The sequence below is a fragment of the Cobetia sp. ICG0124 genome (assembly GCF_004006355.1).
GTDB classification, from domain to species: Bacteria; Pseudomonadota; Gammaproteobacteria; order Pseudomonadales; family Halomonadaceae; genus Cobetia; species Cobetia marina.
The window spans coordinates 2,359,038-2,373,549 of sequence record NZ_CP024893.1 but is presented as its reverse complement, the minus strand read 5'-3'; the positions used below and the strand labels follow the sequence as shown (position 1 = coordinate 2,373,549).

General features: G+C 63.9%; 13 protein-coding genes. 6 read left to right on the top strand and 7 right to left on the bottom strand.

Translation table 11 applies throughout. The features are described 5' to 3' along the window. Positions 1-26 precede the first annotated feature (26 nt). The 3 genes from relA (at position 27) to ppc (ending at position 6,090) form a co-directional block, all read left to right on the top strand. Positions 27-2,291 carry a GTP diphosphokinase gene (gene relA / locus CU110_RS11120; RefSeq protein WP_077372191.1) on the top strand — a complete coding sequence of 755 codons (2,265 nt, stop codon included), beginning with the start codon at positions 27-29 and terminating at the stop codon, positions 2,289-2,291. Next, positions 2,288-3,223 carry a nucleoside triphosphate pyrophosphohydrolase gene (gene mazG, locus CU110_RS11115; RefSeq protein WP_084209114.1) on the top strand — a complete coding sequence of 312 codons (936 nt, stop codon included), beginning with the start codon at positions 2,288-2,290 and terminating at the stop codon, positions 3,221-3,223. The genes relA and mazG overlap by 4 nt, the downstream gene beginning before the upstream one ends. A 218-nt stretch (positions 3,224-3,441) precedes the next feature. Continuing rightward, a complete protein-coding gene (gene ppc, locus CU110_RS11110) occupies positions 3,442-6,090 on the top strand; it encodes a phosphoenolpyruvate carboxylase (RefSeq protein ID WP_077372197.1) in 2,649 nt (882 codons plus the stop codon). On the opposite strand, the gene pcp is transcribed toward ppc, so the two are convergent. The 4 genes from pcp to CU110_RS11085 all read right to left on the bottom strand — a co-directional run bounded on the left by pcp (position 6,091) and on the right by CU110_RS11085 (position 10,957). Beyond that, entirely contained in the window at positions 6,091-7,860 is a 1,770-nt protein-coding gene (gene pcp, locus CU110_RS18020; protein WP_205694034.1) for a pyroglutamyl-peptidase I, read from the bottom strand. Between the two features lie 2 nt (positions 7,861-7,862). Beyond that, entirely contained in the window at positions 7,863-8,774 is a 912-nt protein-coding gene (locus CU110_RS11095; RefSeq protein WP_077372207.1) for a DUF979 domain-containing protein, read from the bottom strand. Continuing rightward, entirely contained in the window at positions 8,771-9,544 is a 774-nt protein-coding gene (locus CU110_RS11090) for a DUF969 domain-containing protein (RefSeq protein ID WP_077372210.1), read from the bottom strand. Before CU110_RS11090 ends, CU110_RS11095 begins: the two co-directional genes overlap by 4 nt. 213 nt (positions 9,545-9,757) lie before the next feature. Further along, the gene (locus CU110_RS11085) at positions 9,758-10,957 is read right to left on the bottom strand and encodes an MFS transporter (protein ID WP_077372213.1); all 1,200 of its coding nucleotides are present in this window, start codon (positions 10,955-10,957) and stop codon (positions 9,758-9,760) included. Between CU110_RS11085 and CU110_RS11080 the strand changes: the two genes are divergently transcribed. Next, a complete protein-coding gene (locus tag CU110_RS11080) occupies positions 10,956-11,378 on the top strand; it encodes a hypothetical protein (protein ID WP_127736013.1) in 423 nt (140 codons plus the stop codon). The genes CU110_RS11085 and CU110_RS11080 overlap by 2 nt on opposite strands. Before the next feature lie 30 nt (positions 11,379-11,408). Here the strand turns inward: CU110_RS11080 and CU110_RS11075 are convergent, their stop codons facing one another. Both CU110_RS11075 and CU110_RS11070 read right to left on the bottom strand, forming a co-directional pair. Next, the gene (locus CU110_RS11075) at positions 11,409-12,023 is read right to left on the bottom strand and encodes a CBS domain-containing protein (protein ID WP_065392490.1); all 615 of its coding nucleotides are present in this window, start codon (positions 12,021-12,023) and stop codon (positions 11,409-11,411) included. Positions 12,024-12,134: 111 nt separating this feature from the next. Further along, positions 12,135-12,635 (bottom strand): hypothetical protein, encoded by a 501-nt coding sequence (locus CU110_RS11070; RefSeq protein WP_077372220.1) that lies wholly within the window; start codon positions 12,633-12,635, stop codon positions 12,135-12,137. Here CU110_RS11070 and CU110_RS11065 point away from each other — a divergent pair. After that, a complete protein-coding gene (locus CU110_RS11065) occupies positions 12,622-12,930 on the top strand; it encodes a hypothetical protein (protein WP_127736010.1) in 309 nt (102 codons plus the stop codon). The two genes, CU110_RS11070 and CU110_RS11065, sit on opposite strands and share 14 nt — an antisense overlap. Positions 12,931-13,116: 186 nt before the next feature. Next, entirely contained in the window at positions 13,117-13,671 is a 555-nt protein-coding gene (locus tag CU110_RS11060) for a glycine zipper 2TM domain-containing protein (RefSeq protein WP_127736005.1), read from the top strand. A gap of 137 nt (positions 13,672-13,808) precedes the next feature. Here the strand turns inward: CU110_RS11060 and CU110_RS11055 are convergent, their stop codons facing one another. Beyond that, entirely contained in the window at positions 13,809-14,504 is a 696-nt protein-coding gene (locus CU110_RS11055; RefSeq protein WP_164850358.1) for an ABC-type transport auxiliary lipoprotein family protein, read from the bottom strand. Positions 14,505-14,512: the final 8 nt, after the last annotated feature.

Sequence of the window (14,512 nt, the reverse complement as noted above, 5' to 3'; positions counted from 1 at the left end):
GGCAAGATATTCAAGGACATAGGGTCATGGTCAAGGTGCGCGAAGATCAGCCGCTGACCGATAGCGGTGGTGTGGACATCCCGGTGTGGGTCGCGCGACTGCGCGAGGAAGTCCCGTCGGTGAATGCCGAGGTCATGGTGCGAGCCTGTGAAGTCGCATTGAAGGTGGCGCGTGAGGCGGATGCGCGTGGCGACAAGCCCTGGCGTGAGCCGCTGGTCAGTTTCCGCTTCAGTCTCGAGATGGCGGATATCCTCTCGGAGCTGAAGCTTGACCAGCCTGCGCTGGTGGCGGCAGTGCTCTATCGCGCGGTGCGTGAGGGGCACCTGGGGCTTGAGGCCATCGACAAGCACTTCGGTGCCGAGGTGGCACGCCTGATCGAGGGCGTGCTCAACATGGCCGCCATCAGTCAGTTGCAGGCGCCCAGTCATGGCATGGCGCAGCACGATCAACAGGACAATCTGCGCAAGATGCTGGTGTCGATGATCGATGACGTGCGCATCGCGCTGATCAAGATCGCCGAGCGCACCGTCGCCCTGCGTCACGTCAAGGATGCGCCGCGCGAGAAGCGCATGCGGGTCGCCAATGAGGTCTTCGACATCTATGGTCCGCTGGCTCACCGTCTTGGCATCGGTCAGCTCAAGTGGGAGCTGGAGGATCTGTCCTTCCGCTACCGCGAGGAGACCGAATACAAGAACATCGCCAAGCAGCTGGCCGAGAAGCGTCTGGAGCGCGAGCATTACATCGCCGATCTGCTGGTCGAGATGCGCAGTCTGATGCGCGATCAGGGCATCAAGCACTTCGATGTCGCCGGCCGCGCCAAGCACATCTACTCCATCTGGCGGAAGATGAAGATCAAGCGCATCGCCTTCTCGCAGGTGTATGACGTGCGTGCGGTGCGGATTCTCGTCGGCACCGTCAGTGACTGCTATACGGCATTGGGCATCGTCCACTCGCGCTGGCACCACGTGCCTCACGAGTTCGATGACTACATCGCCAACCCGAAGAAGAATGGCTATCAGTCGCTGCACACCGCAGTGGTCGGGCCCAGCAACAAGGTCATCGAGATCCAGATCCGCACCTTCGACATGCACGAGGAGGCGGAGCTGGGCGTGTGTGCCCACTGGCGTTACAAGGGCCACGACGTCGGCCACAAGAGTCGCAGCTACGAGGACAAGATCGCCTGGTTGCGTCAGGTGCTCGAATGGCAGGACGAGGTCGGCGAGAGCGGGGGACAGGAGTCCATCCGTCAGGGCCTGAGTTCCGACGTGGCGCCTGACCGTATCTATGTCTTCACGCCGGAAGGGCACGTCATCGATCTGCCCAAGATCGCCACGCCCATCGACTTCGCCTATCGCGTGCACACCGAGGTGGGGCATCGCTGTCGTGGTGCCAAGGTTGACGGCCGTATCGTGCCGCTGACCTACAAGCTCAAGACCGGCCAGCAGGTCGAGATCCTGACGGCCACCAAGGGCGGGCCGAGTCGTGACTGGCTCAACCCCAATCTGGGCTATGTGCGTACCTCGCGCGCTCGCGCCAAGATCCAGACCTGGTTCAAGCTCCAGGCGCGGGATCAGAACGTCGACGAGGGCAAGGCGCTGCTCGAGAAGGAATTCTCGCGTCTGGCGCTGGAGAACCTTGATCGCGACAAGCTGGCCAACGCCGTCAACTATCCGACACGTGATGACATGTACGCCGCCATCGGCGCGGGGGACCTGCGGGTCGGCCAGGTGCTGCATCAGGCGCAGCAGCTGTTCGGCGACACCGATGATCAGGAGCAGCTCGAGCGCCTGCTGCGTCAGCGCAAGCCGCAGGGCAAGGAGAAGCCGGACGCCGTCATGGTGCTGGGGGTCGGCAACCTGAAGACCACCATGGCCAATTGCTGCCACCCGGTGCCGGGGGATCAGATCGCTGGCTTCATCACCCAGGGGCGTGGCGTGACGGTGCATCGTCAGGACTGCCCGAACCTGATCCAGCTGCGCTCGGACGAGCCGCGGCGCATCGTCGATGTCGACTGGGGCCAGCGGTCACGCAGCCAGTATCCGGTGGATATCGAGATCCAGGCCTGGGACCGCTCGGGGCTCCTGCGCGATGTCACCAATGTGCTCAGTGGCGACAAGGTCAATGTGCTGTCGGTCAATACGCGCACCGACCAGCTCGACAACATCGCCACGCTCAGGATCACGCTGGAGGTCGAGAACCTCGATGTGCTGGGACGCGTGTTCGCACGTATCCAGCAGCTGCCCAACATCATCGACGTCAAGCGCCTGCGGGTCGGTGGCAACAAGTCATGAGTGCCGCAACTCCCCCCGGACGCCATGGCCTTGAGGATCTGCTGACCCTGATGGCCGTGCTGCGTGACCCGCAGTACGGCTGTCCGTGGGATCTGAAACAGGACTACGCGAGCCTGGTGCCGCACACCCTGGAGGAGGCCTATGAAGTCGCCGACGTGATCGAGCGGGCCGCGGCAGATGCCGAGGTGCTCGACGAGCTGCCGGCGGAGCTGGGCGACCTGCTCTTTCAGGGCGTGTTCTACGCCCAGATCGCCAGCGAGCAGCAGCGTTTCGACTTCCATGACGTCATCCATGTGCTCACCGAGAAGATGCTGCGCCGCCATCCGCATGTCTTCCCGGATGGCACTCTGGCTTCGCGCCGTGAGGGCATCGCCACGCATGAGGTGGACGCAGGGTCGCTGAATGCCCAGTGGGAGACCCTCAAGCAGCAGGAGTCCGGCGAGCCATCTGCCAGCCAGGCCGCTGACGTCAGCGTGCTGGATGGCGTGCCGCTGGGCCTGCCGGCGCTGACGCGGGCGGCAAAGCTCTCGAAGAAGGCCTCACGTTCGGGCTTTGACTGGCCGGATACGAGTGGCGTGCTGGACAAGATCCGCGAGGAACTCGGCGAGGTCGAGGAAGCGCTGGCCGAGGGCGATGAGGCCCATGCGCGTGAGGAGGTGGGGGATCTGCTGTTCGCGGTGGTCAATCTGGCGCGGACGCTCAAGGCGGACCCGGAACAGCAGCTGCGGGCGACCAATGCCCGTTTCGCGTCCCGGTTCCGTCATGTGGAAGCCGCGATTGCGGCAGAGGGGCGTTCGCTGAAGGAGGCCAGTCTCGCCGAGATGGATGCGCACTGGGATGAGGCCAAGCGCCGGGAGCGGGCGGCCAGTCAGTCCGAGAGTCTCGAGGATGGCTCGTCGAACGCGCGCGCGGTGACTCCGCTTGTCAGGTGATGTGATGCCGTCGTCGGGCGGCAGAAAGAAAAATGTAGTAAGTTTACGCGATAGTCGGATTGTGGAGCCAAGGCCCGCGGTCGTATGCTGATGGTAAGCGATCAGGGCAAGTGCCTTGTCCTGCTTTTCGGTCTGCTGCGCCGCGGGCCTTTCACTGAATGCCCCTGATGACAGGGGATGATTCCCGCGGCGGCACCGTCACTCCCAAGGAGGGTTGCATGAGTCACGACCTGCATGAATCGTTGCGCGACAATGTGCGCATTCTCGGGGACAACCTCGGCCAGACCATCGCGGCCGACCTCGGCGATGACTTCGTCGAGCGTATCGAACGCATCCGCGCCCTGGCCAAGAAAGGCCAGCAAGGCGACCTCGCGGCCCGCCGCGAGTTGATCGATTACCTGCGCGACCTTCCCGACAGCGATCTGCTGCCGGTCACCCGCGCCTTCAATCAGTTTCTGAATCTTTCCAACATCGCCGAGCAGCACTACCGCGGCCGCTTCAAGCGTGTCGAGGATTATCGTCCCGGCAGTCAGCCGGATCTGGGCGAGCTGATCACGCGTATCCGTGAGCGTGGCTTCAGTGCCCAGAAGATCGTCGAGGAGCTGTCGGCGATGCGCGTCGAGCTGGTGCTGACGGCCCACCCGACGGAAGTCATCCGCCGTACCCTGATCCAGAAGTACGATGCCATCGAAGGCTGCCTGACCCAGATGGAAGGTGCCTGTGATCGCCCGGAACAGGCGACGCTCGCGCGTGCACGCCTCTCTGAGCTGATCAGCCAGGCCTGGCATACCGACGAGATCCGTCACGAGCGCCCGACCCCGGTGGACGAGGCCAAGTGGGGCTTTGCCACCATCGAGAATTCGCTGTGGCAGGCGGTGCCTGACTTCCATCGTCAGCTGGACGAGATGACACTGGAGGCGGCCGGCGAGCGTCTGCCGCTGGACGCCGCGCCGCTGCGCTTCGCCTCCTGGATGGGGGGCGACCGCGATGGCAACCCGAATGTCACCGCGCGGGTCACCCGCACCGTGCTGCTGCTGGGTCGCTGGATGGCGGCGGATCTCTACCTGCGGGATCTCGAGCAGCTCAAGTCCGAGCTCTCCATGTGGAAGTGCTCCGCGGCGCTGCGTGCCGAGGCCGGCGACGTGGCGGAACCTTACCGCGAGATCCTGCGGCGTCTGATCCTGCGCATGGAAAGCACCCGTGACTGGGCCAAGGCTGGCCTGGACGGCAAGCGTCACGAGGGGCTCGACATCATCGAGACGCGTGAGCAGCTCTATGCACCGCTGCTGGCCTGCTACCGCTCGCTGTGTGACGTGGGACTGGATACCATCGCCAATGGCGCCTTGCTCGACACGCTGCGCCGCGTGGCCTGTTTCGGCGTGACTCTCACCAAGCTCGACATCCGTCAGGAAAGTACGCGCCACGCCCAGGTGCTCGACGAGCTGACCCAGTCGCTGGGCATGGGCAGCTACTTCGAGTGGGATGAGCAGAAGCGCTGTGAATTCCTCGCCAGGGAGCTGGGCGGTCAGCGTCCCTTGATCCCGCGTCATTGGGAGTGCTCCACCGATACCCGCGAAGTGCTGGATACCTTCAAGGTCATCGCGCGTGAACATCGTGAGGCGCTGGGCACCTACATCATCTCGATGGCGGGCCAGGCCTCCGATGTACTGGCGGTGGCGCTGCTGATGAAGGAGGTGGGCGGTGATGTGCGCCTGCCCATCGCGCCGCTGTTCGAGACCCTGGACGACCTGGATCGCTCCGGCCCGGTCATCGACACGCTGCTGGGCATGCCGATCTATCGCAAGCACGCCGGCAATCGTCAGGAAGTGATGATCGGCTATTCCGACTCCGCCAAGGATGCCGGCCAGCTGGCGGCGGCCTGGGCACAGTATCGTGCTCAGGAGACGCTGGTGGATGTCACCAAGCGGCACGGCGTCGAACTGACGCTCTTCCATGGTCGTGGCGGCACGGTGGGTCGCGGGGGCGGTCCGGCACATGCGGCGATCCTCTCGCAGCCGCCGGGCTCGGTGACCGGTTCCCTGCGCGTGACCGAGCAGGGCGAGATGATCCGCTTCAAGTTCGGCCTGCCGGACATCGCCAGCCGCTCGATGGAGATCTATGTCTGTGCAGTCCTCGAGGCCAGCCTGCTGCCGCCGCCCGCCCCGCGTCAGGAATGGCGCGACGAGATGAATCGTCTCGCGGACGTCGCGCACAAGGCCTATGTCGGAGTGGTGCGCGAGGACCCGAACTTCGTGCCTTACTTCCGCTCGGTCACGCCGGAGACGGCACTGGCGCGCCTGCCGCTGGGGTCACGCCCGGCCAAGCGTCGTCAGGACGGAGGCGTCGAGACGCTGCGGGCGATCCCGTGGATCTTCGCCTGGACCCAGATTCGTCTGATGCTGCCGGCGTGGCTTGGCAGTGGCGAAGCCTTCGCCAATCGGCTCGAGGAAGAGGGTGGGCTGGAAATCCTGCGCGAGATGATGAACGACTGGCCGTTCTTCTCCACCTATGTCGACATGCTGGAGATGCTGCTGTCCAAGGCGGATCTCTCGACGGCGGCCTACTACGAGCAACGTCTGGTGGATGAGCCGGCGCTCAAGGAGCTGGGGCAGTCGCTGCGTGATCGTCTCGAGCGTCTGGAGAAGGTGGTGCTGGAGATCCGCGATCAACAGACGCTGCTGGAGCACATGCCGCTGATCCGTCAGGCCATCGATGTTCGCAACCCCTACATCGACCCGTTGCATGGCCTGCAGGCCGAGCTTCTGCAGCGCAACCGGGATGCCGATGGCGCCATCTCCGCCGAGCTGTCGCGCGCCCTGATGGTGACCATGGCCGGTATCTCGGCCGGTCTGCGCAACACCGGCTGATTACAGCAGGCCGCTGGCGCGCTCTCCTACCCATGGCATCAGGAAGCGTTCCCGCTGCCAGTCCTCATCCTGATTGAGCGCGACCAGATGCAGCAGCTTGGTGAAGGCGGCCTCCAGCGTCATGTCATCACCGGACAGTACCCCGATGGTGGCAAGGCCCGCGCCTGCCGCATAGTGGCCGATGCTGACCGGGCCATGCGGACACTGGCTGATGCCGGCCAGCAGCTTGCCTTCGCCGCGCGCATCGGCCAGCACGCCCAGAAGCTCGGCATCCGCCGGCAGATTGCCGCTGCCCCACAGTTCCAGCACCGCGCCCTTCACTTCGCTGCGCAGCAACTGCACTCGTACGCTCTCGGCGCTGATGCCGGGGTAGAGCGGCAGGCGGATGACGGCATCCTGGCCGAGGCAGGCGTAATCCGGCAATTCGAAGGCCGGCCCCTGGTCATCCATCAGGCGGCCCGGATAGACCACCACACGGTCATCGACCCACTCGCCCAGCAGGGGGGCATTGGGAGTGGTGAAGCCGCGGTGATCCTGGGTATACCACTTGCGGGTGCACACGCCGCGCAGCAGCTGACCGCCGAAGGCGACCACCACCTCATTGAGGGTCGGTTGGGCGGCGGCGGTGAGGGCCAGTTCGACATTGGCAAGAGCATCGCTGCCGTCGGCCTCCAATGGCAGCTGGGCACCACTGACGATCACCGGGCGGGCGGTGCCCTTGAGCTGGAAGGCGAGGCTTGACGCCGTCCAGGCGAGGGTGTCGGTGCCCTGCAGCACCACGAAGCCATCGAAACTGTCATAGGCATCGGCGATCTCGCCCGCGATCTGCTGCCAGTCAGCGGGCGTCGCCGAGGAGGAGTCGATCAGTTGCGGGAATTCGCGCAGGGTGAAGGCGGGCAGACGGCCACGACGGCTGGGCGGCAGATCCTCCAGCGCTGCTCGCAGACGCGCATCGAAGTCTCCGGCCGGCACCAGGCCCTGCTCGCTTTCGACCATGCCCAGCGTACCGCCGGTATACAGCACCAGGATGTGTGTCTCGGGAGTCATCGTATCCACCTGCCAGAAATGGGAAAGCCGGCATTGTAACGCATGCCGGCTGGCGGGTGAGACGTAGCTGATGTTGCCACCGCCGATGCGCACATCCTGCTGATGGGTCATGGCGCTGATGCAGAGGACGCGCACGCCTTCCAGCAGGCTCTCCAGGCTCATGGTCGGCAGTCGGCCATCGAGGCTCTGCTCGGGGAGCGCCGGAATATGCACGAAGCCGGAGCGGATCGGACTGTCCGCCAGATGGCGTTGCACGCCGTAGAACAGGTGGTTGCAGACGAAGGTGCCGGCGGTATAGGAGACGCTGGCCGGCAGACCCGCTGCCTGAAGATCATTGACCATCGCCTTGATGGGCAGGGTGGTGAAGCAGGCATCGGGCCCTGCGACCTCGATGGGTTCATCCACCGGCTGGTGTCCGCCATTGTCCTTGATGCGGTAGTCATCCAGATTGATGGCGACGCGCTCCGGCGTGATGGCGCTGCGACCACTCGCCTGGCCCAGCATGATCACGGTATCGGGGGCGTGACGCTCGATGGCCTCCACCACGCTCTCGATCGCGGCGTAGCGCGTCACCGGCACGCGGCAGGTGCGTATCTCGACACTGTCCGATGAGCCATTCGGCAGGGCCAGGGTCTGACCCTCCAGCTGCTCGATGATCTTGAGTGCCGGATTGACGCTGTCGTGGCCGAAGGGCTCGAAACCACAGAGAAGCAGACGGGACATGATCAGAATGCCAGCAGCAGCATCAGGCTGATGTTGGCCATCAGCATCACCAGCGCCGGAATGATCTGGGCGCGGATGATGTGATAGCGATCATCCAGCTCCAGCAGCGCCGCCGGCACGATGTTGAAATTGGCGGCCATGGGCGTCATCAGCGTGCCGCAATAGCCCGACAGCATCCCCAGCACGCCGACGATGGCGGGATTGCCACCATGCAGGGCGATGACCAGCGGATAGCCGATCCCGGAGGTGATGACGGCGAAGGCGGCGAAGCCGTTGCCCATCAGCATGGTGAACACGGCCATGCCGACACAGTAGGCGATCACGCAGGCGATGAGACTGGTATCGGGAACCACGCTTGAGACCAGCCCCGCGATGGTCTGGCCGACACCGGCCTGATCGAACAGCAGACCGAGCGCGGCCAGGAACTGCGGCAGGATGGCGGCCCAGCCGATGGCATCCGCCAGGCGACGACCTTCCTGCATGCCGGTGCCGGGGCGCTCACGCAGCAGCAGCAGGGCAACGGCAAACGCCAGCACGGTCGCAAGCCCCAGCCCGACCAGTGCGCTCTGCCCGGTGGTGAGGGTGTAGAGGAAGGTGCCGATGGGAATCACCAGTGCCGGAATGAACAGCCGAGACCCCAGACGTTGGCGGCGCTGCTGGCGGGCTTCATCGCTGAGCTGTCCGTAATTGCCGAAGCCGAGCTGACCGGTGGCGGCCAGCAGCGCCATGGCGAGCATGGCGAGGCCGACCACGACATTGGGCAGCCACTGGCCGAAGGCCAGGCTGATCCCGAAGATCATCCAGAAGGCGCTGGTGCCAAGGCGACGCGGATGGTCGCGGTCGGTCAGGGTCAGAAGGGCAAACACCATGACGGCGAAGCCGGTGATCAGGTAAAGGGCATCGATACCGCTCATGAGTGGCTCTCCGTCACGGGAGTGGTGTAGCTGTCAGGGGCTGACGCGGGGGTTGCCTGCAAAGGGGAGGCGGGATACTCCTCGCGCAGCAGTCGATGCTCCTGCTGGATGCGCTTGTCCAGCCGGCGACACAGGATGAAGACCACGACCAGCGAGACGAGTGCGGTAGGAATGGCATAGAGCGCCATGTCCGCGAGACTGACGCTGGTGCCGCTCTTGTCCAGCACGCTCTTGATCAGCAGCAGGCCGCCCGAGGCGACAAAGATCAGCTGACTGAAGAAGTTGCCGAAGTTCTCGCTGACGGCATTGAGTACCCGGATGCGCTGGCTCAGGGTCTTGAAGCGGGGGGAGGCCACGGCTTCCTCGGAGAGGTCGCGCTCGGCGGCACCGACCGACATCGGCGCGACCAGCGGACGGATCATCGCCGGGTGCCCACCCAGCTGCAGCCCGAAGGCGTTGGTCACCTTGCGCAGCAGCAGGTAGCTCAGGGTGATGCGGCCGGCACTGGCGGCACGCAGCTTCTGCACGAGATGCTCGGCCTGGTCACGCAGGCCATTGCGCTCCAGCAGGCCAATGACCGGCAGGGTGATGATGAAAAGTGACACGGCGCGGTTGTCGGTAAAGGCCTGGCCGAGGGCGCCGAGGATCTCGGTGGGCGTCATGCCGGCCACGAGTCCCGAGGCAAAGCCTGCCACCAGGACCACCAGCAGAGCGTTCAAGCGCAGTGCCAGACCGACCACGATGATGGCGACGCCGATCAATGACAACATGTGATATCTCCCGAGCCTGAGGAGGACAGTCTGTTGCGGAGGCAGGACATGGGCTTTCACCTCTGAGTGTGAGCTTGTTGTTGTGAAGTACGTGCCGCGAAGTAGGTACCGTGAAGTACGTTGTCTTACTACGCGAGTTCAGAGGGTAGGGTCAGGCAGGAATAATCCAAATGAGACATTCGGAATATATAAATTGAATGCGCAGCAGAGGACTCAGCCGTCGATGACCTCGGGGCTGCCATCATCGCGCAGACAGATGCGCTGACGTCTCCCGACCTTGAGACCCAGCGCTGCGGCGGCGATGAGAATCAGCGCGAACAGCGAGGCGATCACGTCAAGGTCATTGGTGAATTCAAGCAGTATGCCCACCGCCAGCGGGCCGAGCGCCGCCAGCATGTAGCCGGTGCCTTGCGCCATTCCCGACAGCGCCCCGGCCAGGCGAGCGTCGTTGCTGCGCAGTACCAGCAAGGTCAGCGCCATCGAGAAGCTGCCTCCTTGACCAAAGCCCAGCAGTACGGCGAACAGCCAGCGCAGTGACAGCGGGCCGACCATCAGGCCGAGCAAGCCGACCGCCGAACAGGCAAGCAGCAGCAGGATGGCGGGACGCTGATCCCGTCCCATGCGCCCGATCACCGGCGCCAGCAGGGCAGTGAGTACCTGGGCCATCACCGAGGCGGCCATCAGCCAGCCGGCCTCGACATCGCTCAAGCCACGTTGTTGCAACAGAAACGGAAGCCAGCCGAAGACGATATACGCCAGTGATGACTGGCAGCCCATGAAGAAGGTGATCTGTCGTGCCAGTGGCAGGTGCCACAGGCGTGGCGCGTCATGTTGACCGGCCGGCAGGCGCCGAGGCCAGGGGTGCGGCATGCTCAGACGCCAGACCGGTAGGGCGATCACCACCAGCAATGCCCAGCAGCTCAAAGAGGCCTGCCAGCTGTCCAGCCAGTTGGCCAGCGGCACACTGAGCCCTGCGGCAAGGGCGGCGCCAAGGCATAGCGCCATGGTGTAGACACCGGTGAACAGGTCAGCGCGCTCGGGATGTTCGCGCTTGACGATGGCGGGCAACAGGGTGCCCGCGATACCGATACTGCCACCGCACAGCAAGGTCCCCAGATAGAGAAGGAGGGTCAGGTCGCTGGCGCGCAGCCACAAGGCGATTCCCAGGATGACAAGCGCCAGACTCAAGGTACGCTCCGCCCCCAGTCGCCCCGCCAGGCGGGGTGCCAGTGGCGCGAACAGTCCCAGGCATATCACCGGCAGAGTCGTCAGCAGGCCGGCGGCCAGTGTGCTCAGGCCAAGATCCTGCGTGATGCGATCCAGCAGGGGGGCCAGCGAGGACAGCGCCGGTCGTAGATTGAGGGCGACCAGTATCAGGATGAGCAGAAACAGCGGGACGGACATTCGGCGCATGAGGCGCCTTGGCACGAATCAGGGACATGTCCTCGGTACTCAGCAGCAGGCCCTGCTGGGTACGCTCGATCTTCAACAGGCCCTTGAAGTGCCAGCAACGCATCGGGGTATGGGCGACGCGGTAGCGGTGGCCCTCCACCTCCAGCGATACGGCTTCCCTGGGACGGCAGCCCCGAGGATGAAGCTGTACCTCTTCCAGCAACACCAGACGATTGAAGTCCTGGGGTTGAAGGACCTGGTTGCCTTCATGCATGCGCACCGGGAAGGCGTGGTTGTCGCGGGACAGTTCACGTCGCTTGTGGTTGACGCTGCCAGACCCTTCCAGGACACCCACGCCACAGACGTGCAACAGTTCGCCGTCGATCTGCTTGATGACAAGCACCTCGACGTGGCGTTGCTTGAACAGTTGATTACGCAATGAGCTCAAGGGCATGGCGGGAATCCTCTCATGTCACTCGTACTTGCCAAGTACCGCCCGGCAGATGTCGGCAAAGCTGCGGGCTTCCGGGGGATGCTCAAGGTGGAGTCCGAGGGCCTGCCCGACACGAGATGCCGCGATCAAACCACGGATGCAGGGGTGGCCATCGCTGTCCTCTTCCGTGACCAGCAGGTGGGATTCTCCGCTCTGACGCAGGGTCTCGACCAGATCGCCCACCCTGGCGCGCTTGAGCACTGACAGGGCAATGCCGTGCAGCTCGGCGCGTGGCACCTGCACCATGTCGACGGTGACTTCATCACGCTGCACATCGAAGCGTGTCATGGCCCGCATCACCACGCGCCCGCCTTGTAGCTCGCGGGAGGTGACGACGCCGGTGAAGGTGCCGTCGTGATCATGCACCAGCAGAAGACGCACGCCTGCCTGTTTCATGGTCGCCAGCGCCTGACCGATGGAGGCGCTCCCCTGGATGCTGCGACCCGCGGTCACCGAGAAATCGGTCAGCAGTTCGCTGGCGGGGCTGTCCATGTTGATGTCGCCCAGAGGCTGGAGAGGCAGGCGTGAGGTGGTGACCTGTTCAAGCGGTTTCACTTCGAGGGTGTGATAGGCAGATGGGGCGATGGCATTCATGGAATGACTCCGATACTTGATGAACGATGAGCGTCTGCAAGATGAGAGTCACGCTGATCAAGGGAGTTTCCTGCACCGGGAGTAACGACTTGTTGCTGTTGTCGCAACGCATCACAGCCACTCTTTCAAGTCGCCGCGCACCGAGTCCAGGAAGGTGATGAAGTCCGTCTGACCCTCGCCATCGCAGCGATCGACCTTGCAGGCGAGCTTCATGCGAGTCCCGGCCACGATCTCGTCATAGACCTCCAGCGTCAGCTTCTCCACCTCGGCATCGGCAGGCTCCCGCTCGCCATCTGCCAGACTGAAGGTGGTGATCAGCGTGCCACGCAGACGGGTAGTGCCGCCTTCGGCGACGATCCGGCGGACTTTCAGCCAACCTTCGCGCACCAGGACATCCCCCTGGGCATCCTTGTGCTTGTAGATCGTGCGGTAGCAGGCGTTTTCCGAGGCACCCTTGGCCGCCATGCTCTGGTAGGCCTGAATCATGCGGGTCGCCATGGTGCCGGCTTCGGCAATCTTGCGACGGGCAGCACGGTGTTCGCGCTCGAGACGATCCTGCTTGGAGAAACGCTGCCACAGGTGGAAATCGCGCGTCAGAGTGGTCGCGTCCATTGAATACTCTCTTGAAGACGCCACCGCGGAGCGTCTCGAGCGCGAAAAGCAGCGGACTCTGGCGGCCCGTCAGGAGAGCCAGCGCCAATACCGGATTCGCTCGGCCATCGATGATGGCTATCTGGTGGAAGGCATGAGTGAGTCTCAGGCGGTGTCCCTGCTGGGCAAGCCCAGTGATGTCAGCGAGACCATCGCCGACAATCAGTCATGTCGCCTGCTCAGCTGGTGGGGAGATGTTCGTGTCCAGTTCTGCAATGACGAGGCTGTCTCCATCACCGCGACGCAGCGGGACTGAGCCGTTATCGGGCTGGTTGTTGCTTTCTTGAGACAGCCGGGTGGTGAAGTTGCCACATTACCGAGTTTATCGAACAGTGTTAGATTACTCTCCGAACGCAGCGGCACGCCCCTCAAGTGTTATCCAGGGGCATGGCTGACTGGCCGACGAGCCAGGCTGCAACACTATTCGGTGAGGAGAACACGCATGAACAAGTCCATCCTGATTGGCGCGATCGTTGCTGCACTGGGCATTGGTGGTGGAGTGGCGATCGGCAGCTATACGGCCAGCAACTCAGGCCCTGAATACGCCGATATCGTGGCGGTGGATGCGGTGACGGAAACCGTGACCACCCCGCGTCAGGTATGCCACAACGAGACCGTGACCCATCAGGCGCCCAGCAAGGATACCCACAATGTCGTCGGCACTGCCGTCGGTGCGATCGTCGGAGGCGTGGTGGGCAATCAATTCGGCGGTGGCAACGGCAAGAAGGTATTGACCGCCGCGGGTGCCGTGGGTGGCGGCTATGCCGGCAATCAGATCCAGGGACAGATGAAGAAGGGCGATACCTACACCACGACCGAGCAGCGCTGCGAGACAGTGCAGGATGCCAGCGACAAGGTGGTGGGTTATGACGTCAAGGTCGACATGGGCGACGAGACTCGCACCGTGCGTCTTGAAGACAAGCCGGATGTGAAGCGCTTCGAGATTCGTGAACGTCAAGGTCGACATGGGCGACGAGACTCGCACCGTGCGTCTTGAAGACAAGCCGGATGTGAAGCGCTTCGAGATTCGTGACGGTGAGCTGGTACTGCCACAGCAGGGCTGAGGCCAGATAGCCGGGGTCTTCTGGTTTCTGGGCATCATACCGTGCCCCGTTCTGTCAGCCTATCAGACCGTCAGCTGGCACCTGCCGTGGCCGGCAATGCCTTGGCGATCTCACGTGCCAACTGCTCGCCGGTCACACGCCAGCCTTCGCCCAGGCTGTTGACCAGTGCCGGATAGCCGTCATCCGTCAGTGGAGTCAGCGTCTGGATGTCGCCTTCCTCCAGCACGCTGCCATCCACGCCGCGCAGGCGCCAGCGACCGGTGATGACGGACTGGCCATCATGGCGACCGATGAAGCGATCCAGGCTGACGCTCAGGCGGGCACCCTTCAATCCGCTCAGGCTGGTATCCGCGATACGGTACTGGCTCAGCGGCTGGGCGGGGCTGGCTTTCAGCTGGTTCAGCAGCTGGCGGGTCAGCATGTCCTGCAGGTCATCGGCCCACAGGTTCTGGCTGGCCTGTACCAGGGTGATGTCGTCCGTCTGATAGACCAGACTGCCGCCTTCCAGATAGCTGGCCAGTTGCACCGGCATCACTTCCAGCAGGGGTGCATCGGCGGCAACGCTGCGCTGGGCAGCGGTCTGTGTCGTCTGTGGCAGCAGGTAAGCGACACCAGTGGCGGCGGTCGTGCAACCCGCCAGTGTGCCGAGCATCAACAAACCTGCCATCAGGCCGCCGAAGCGGCCCTTGTGCGACGTTGAAGTGCGCGGTGAGGCAGACGCGCTGCACGCTTGCGGCATGGCTGCCGTGCGGATCGAGAGACTCATGGCTGTTG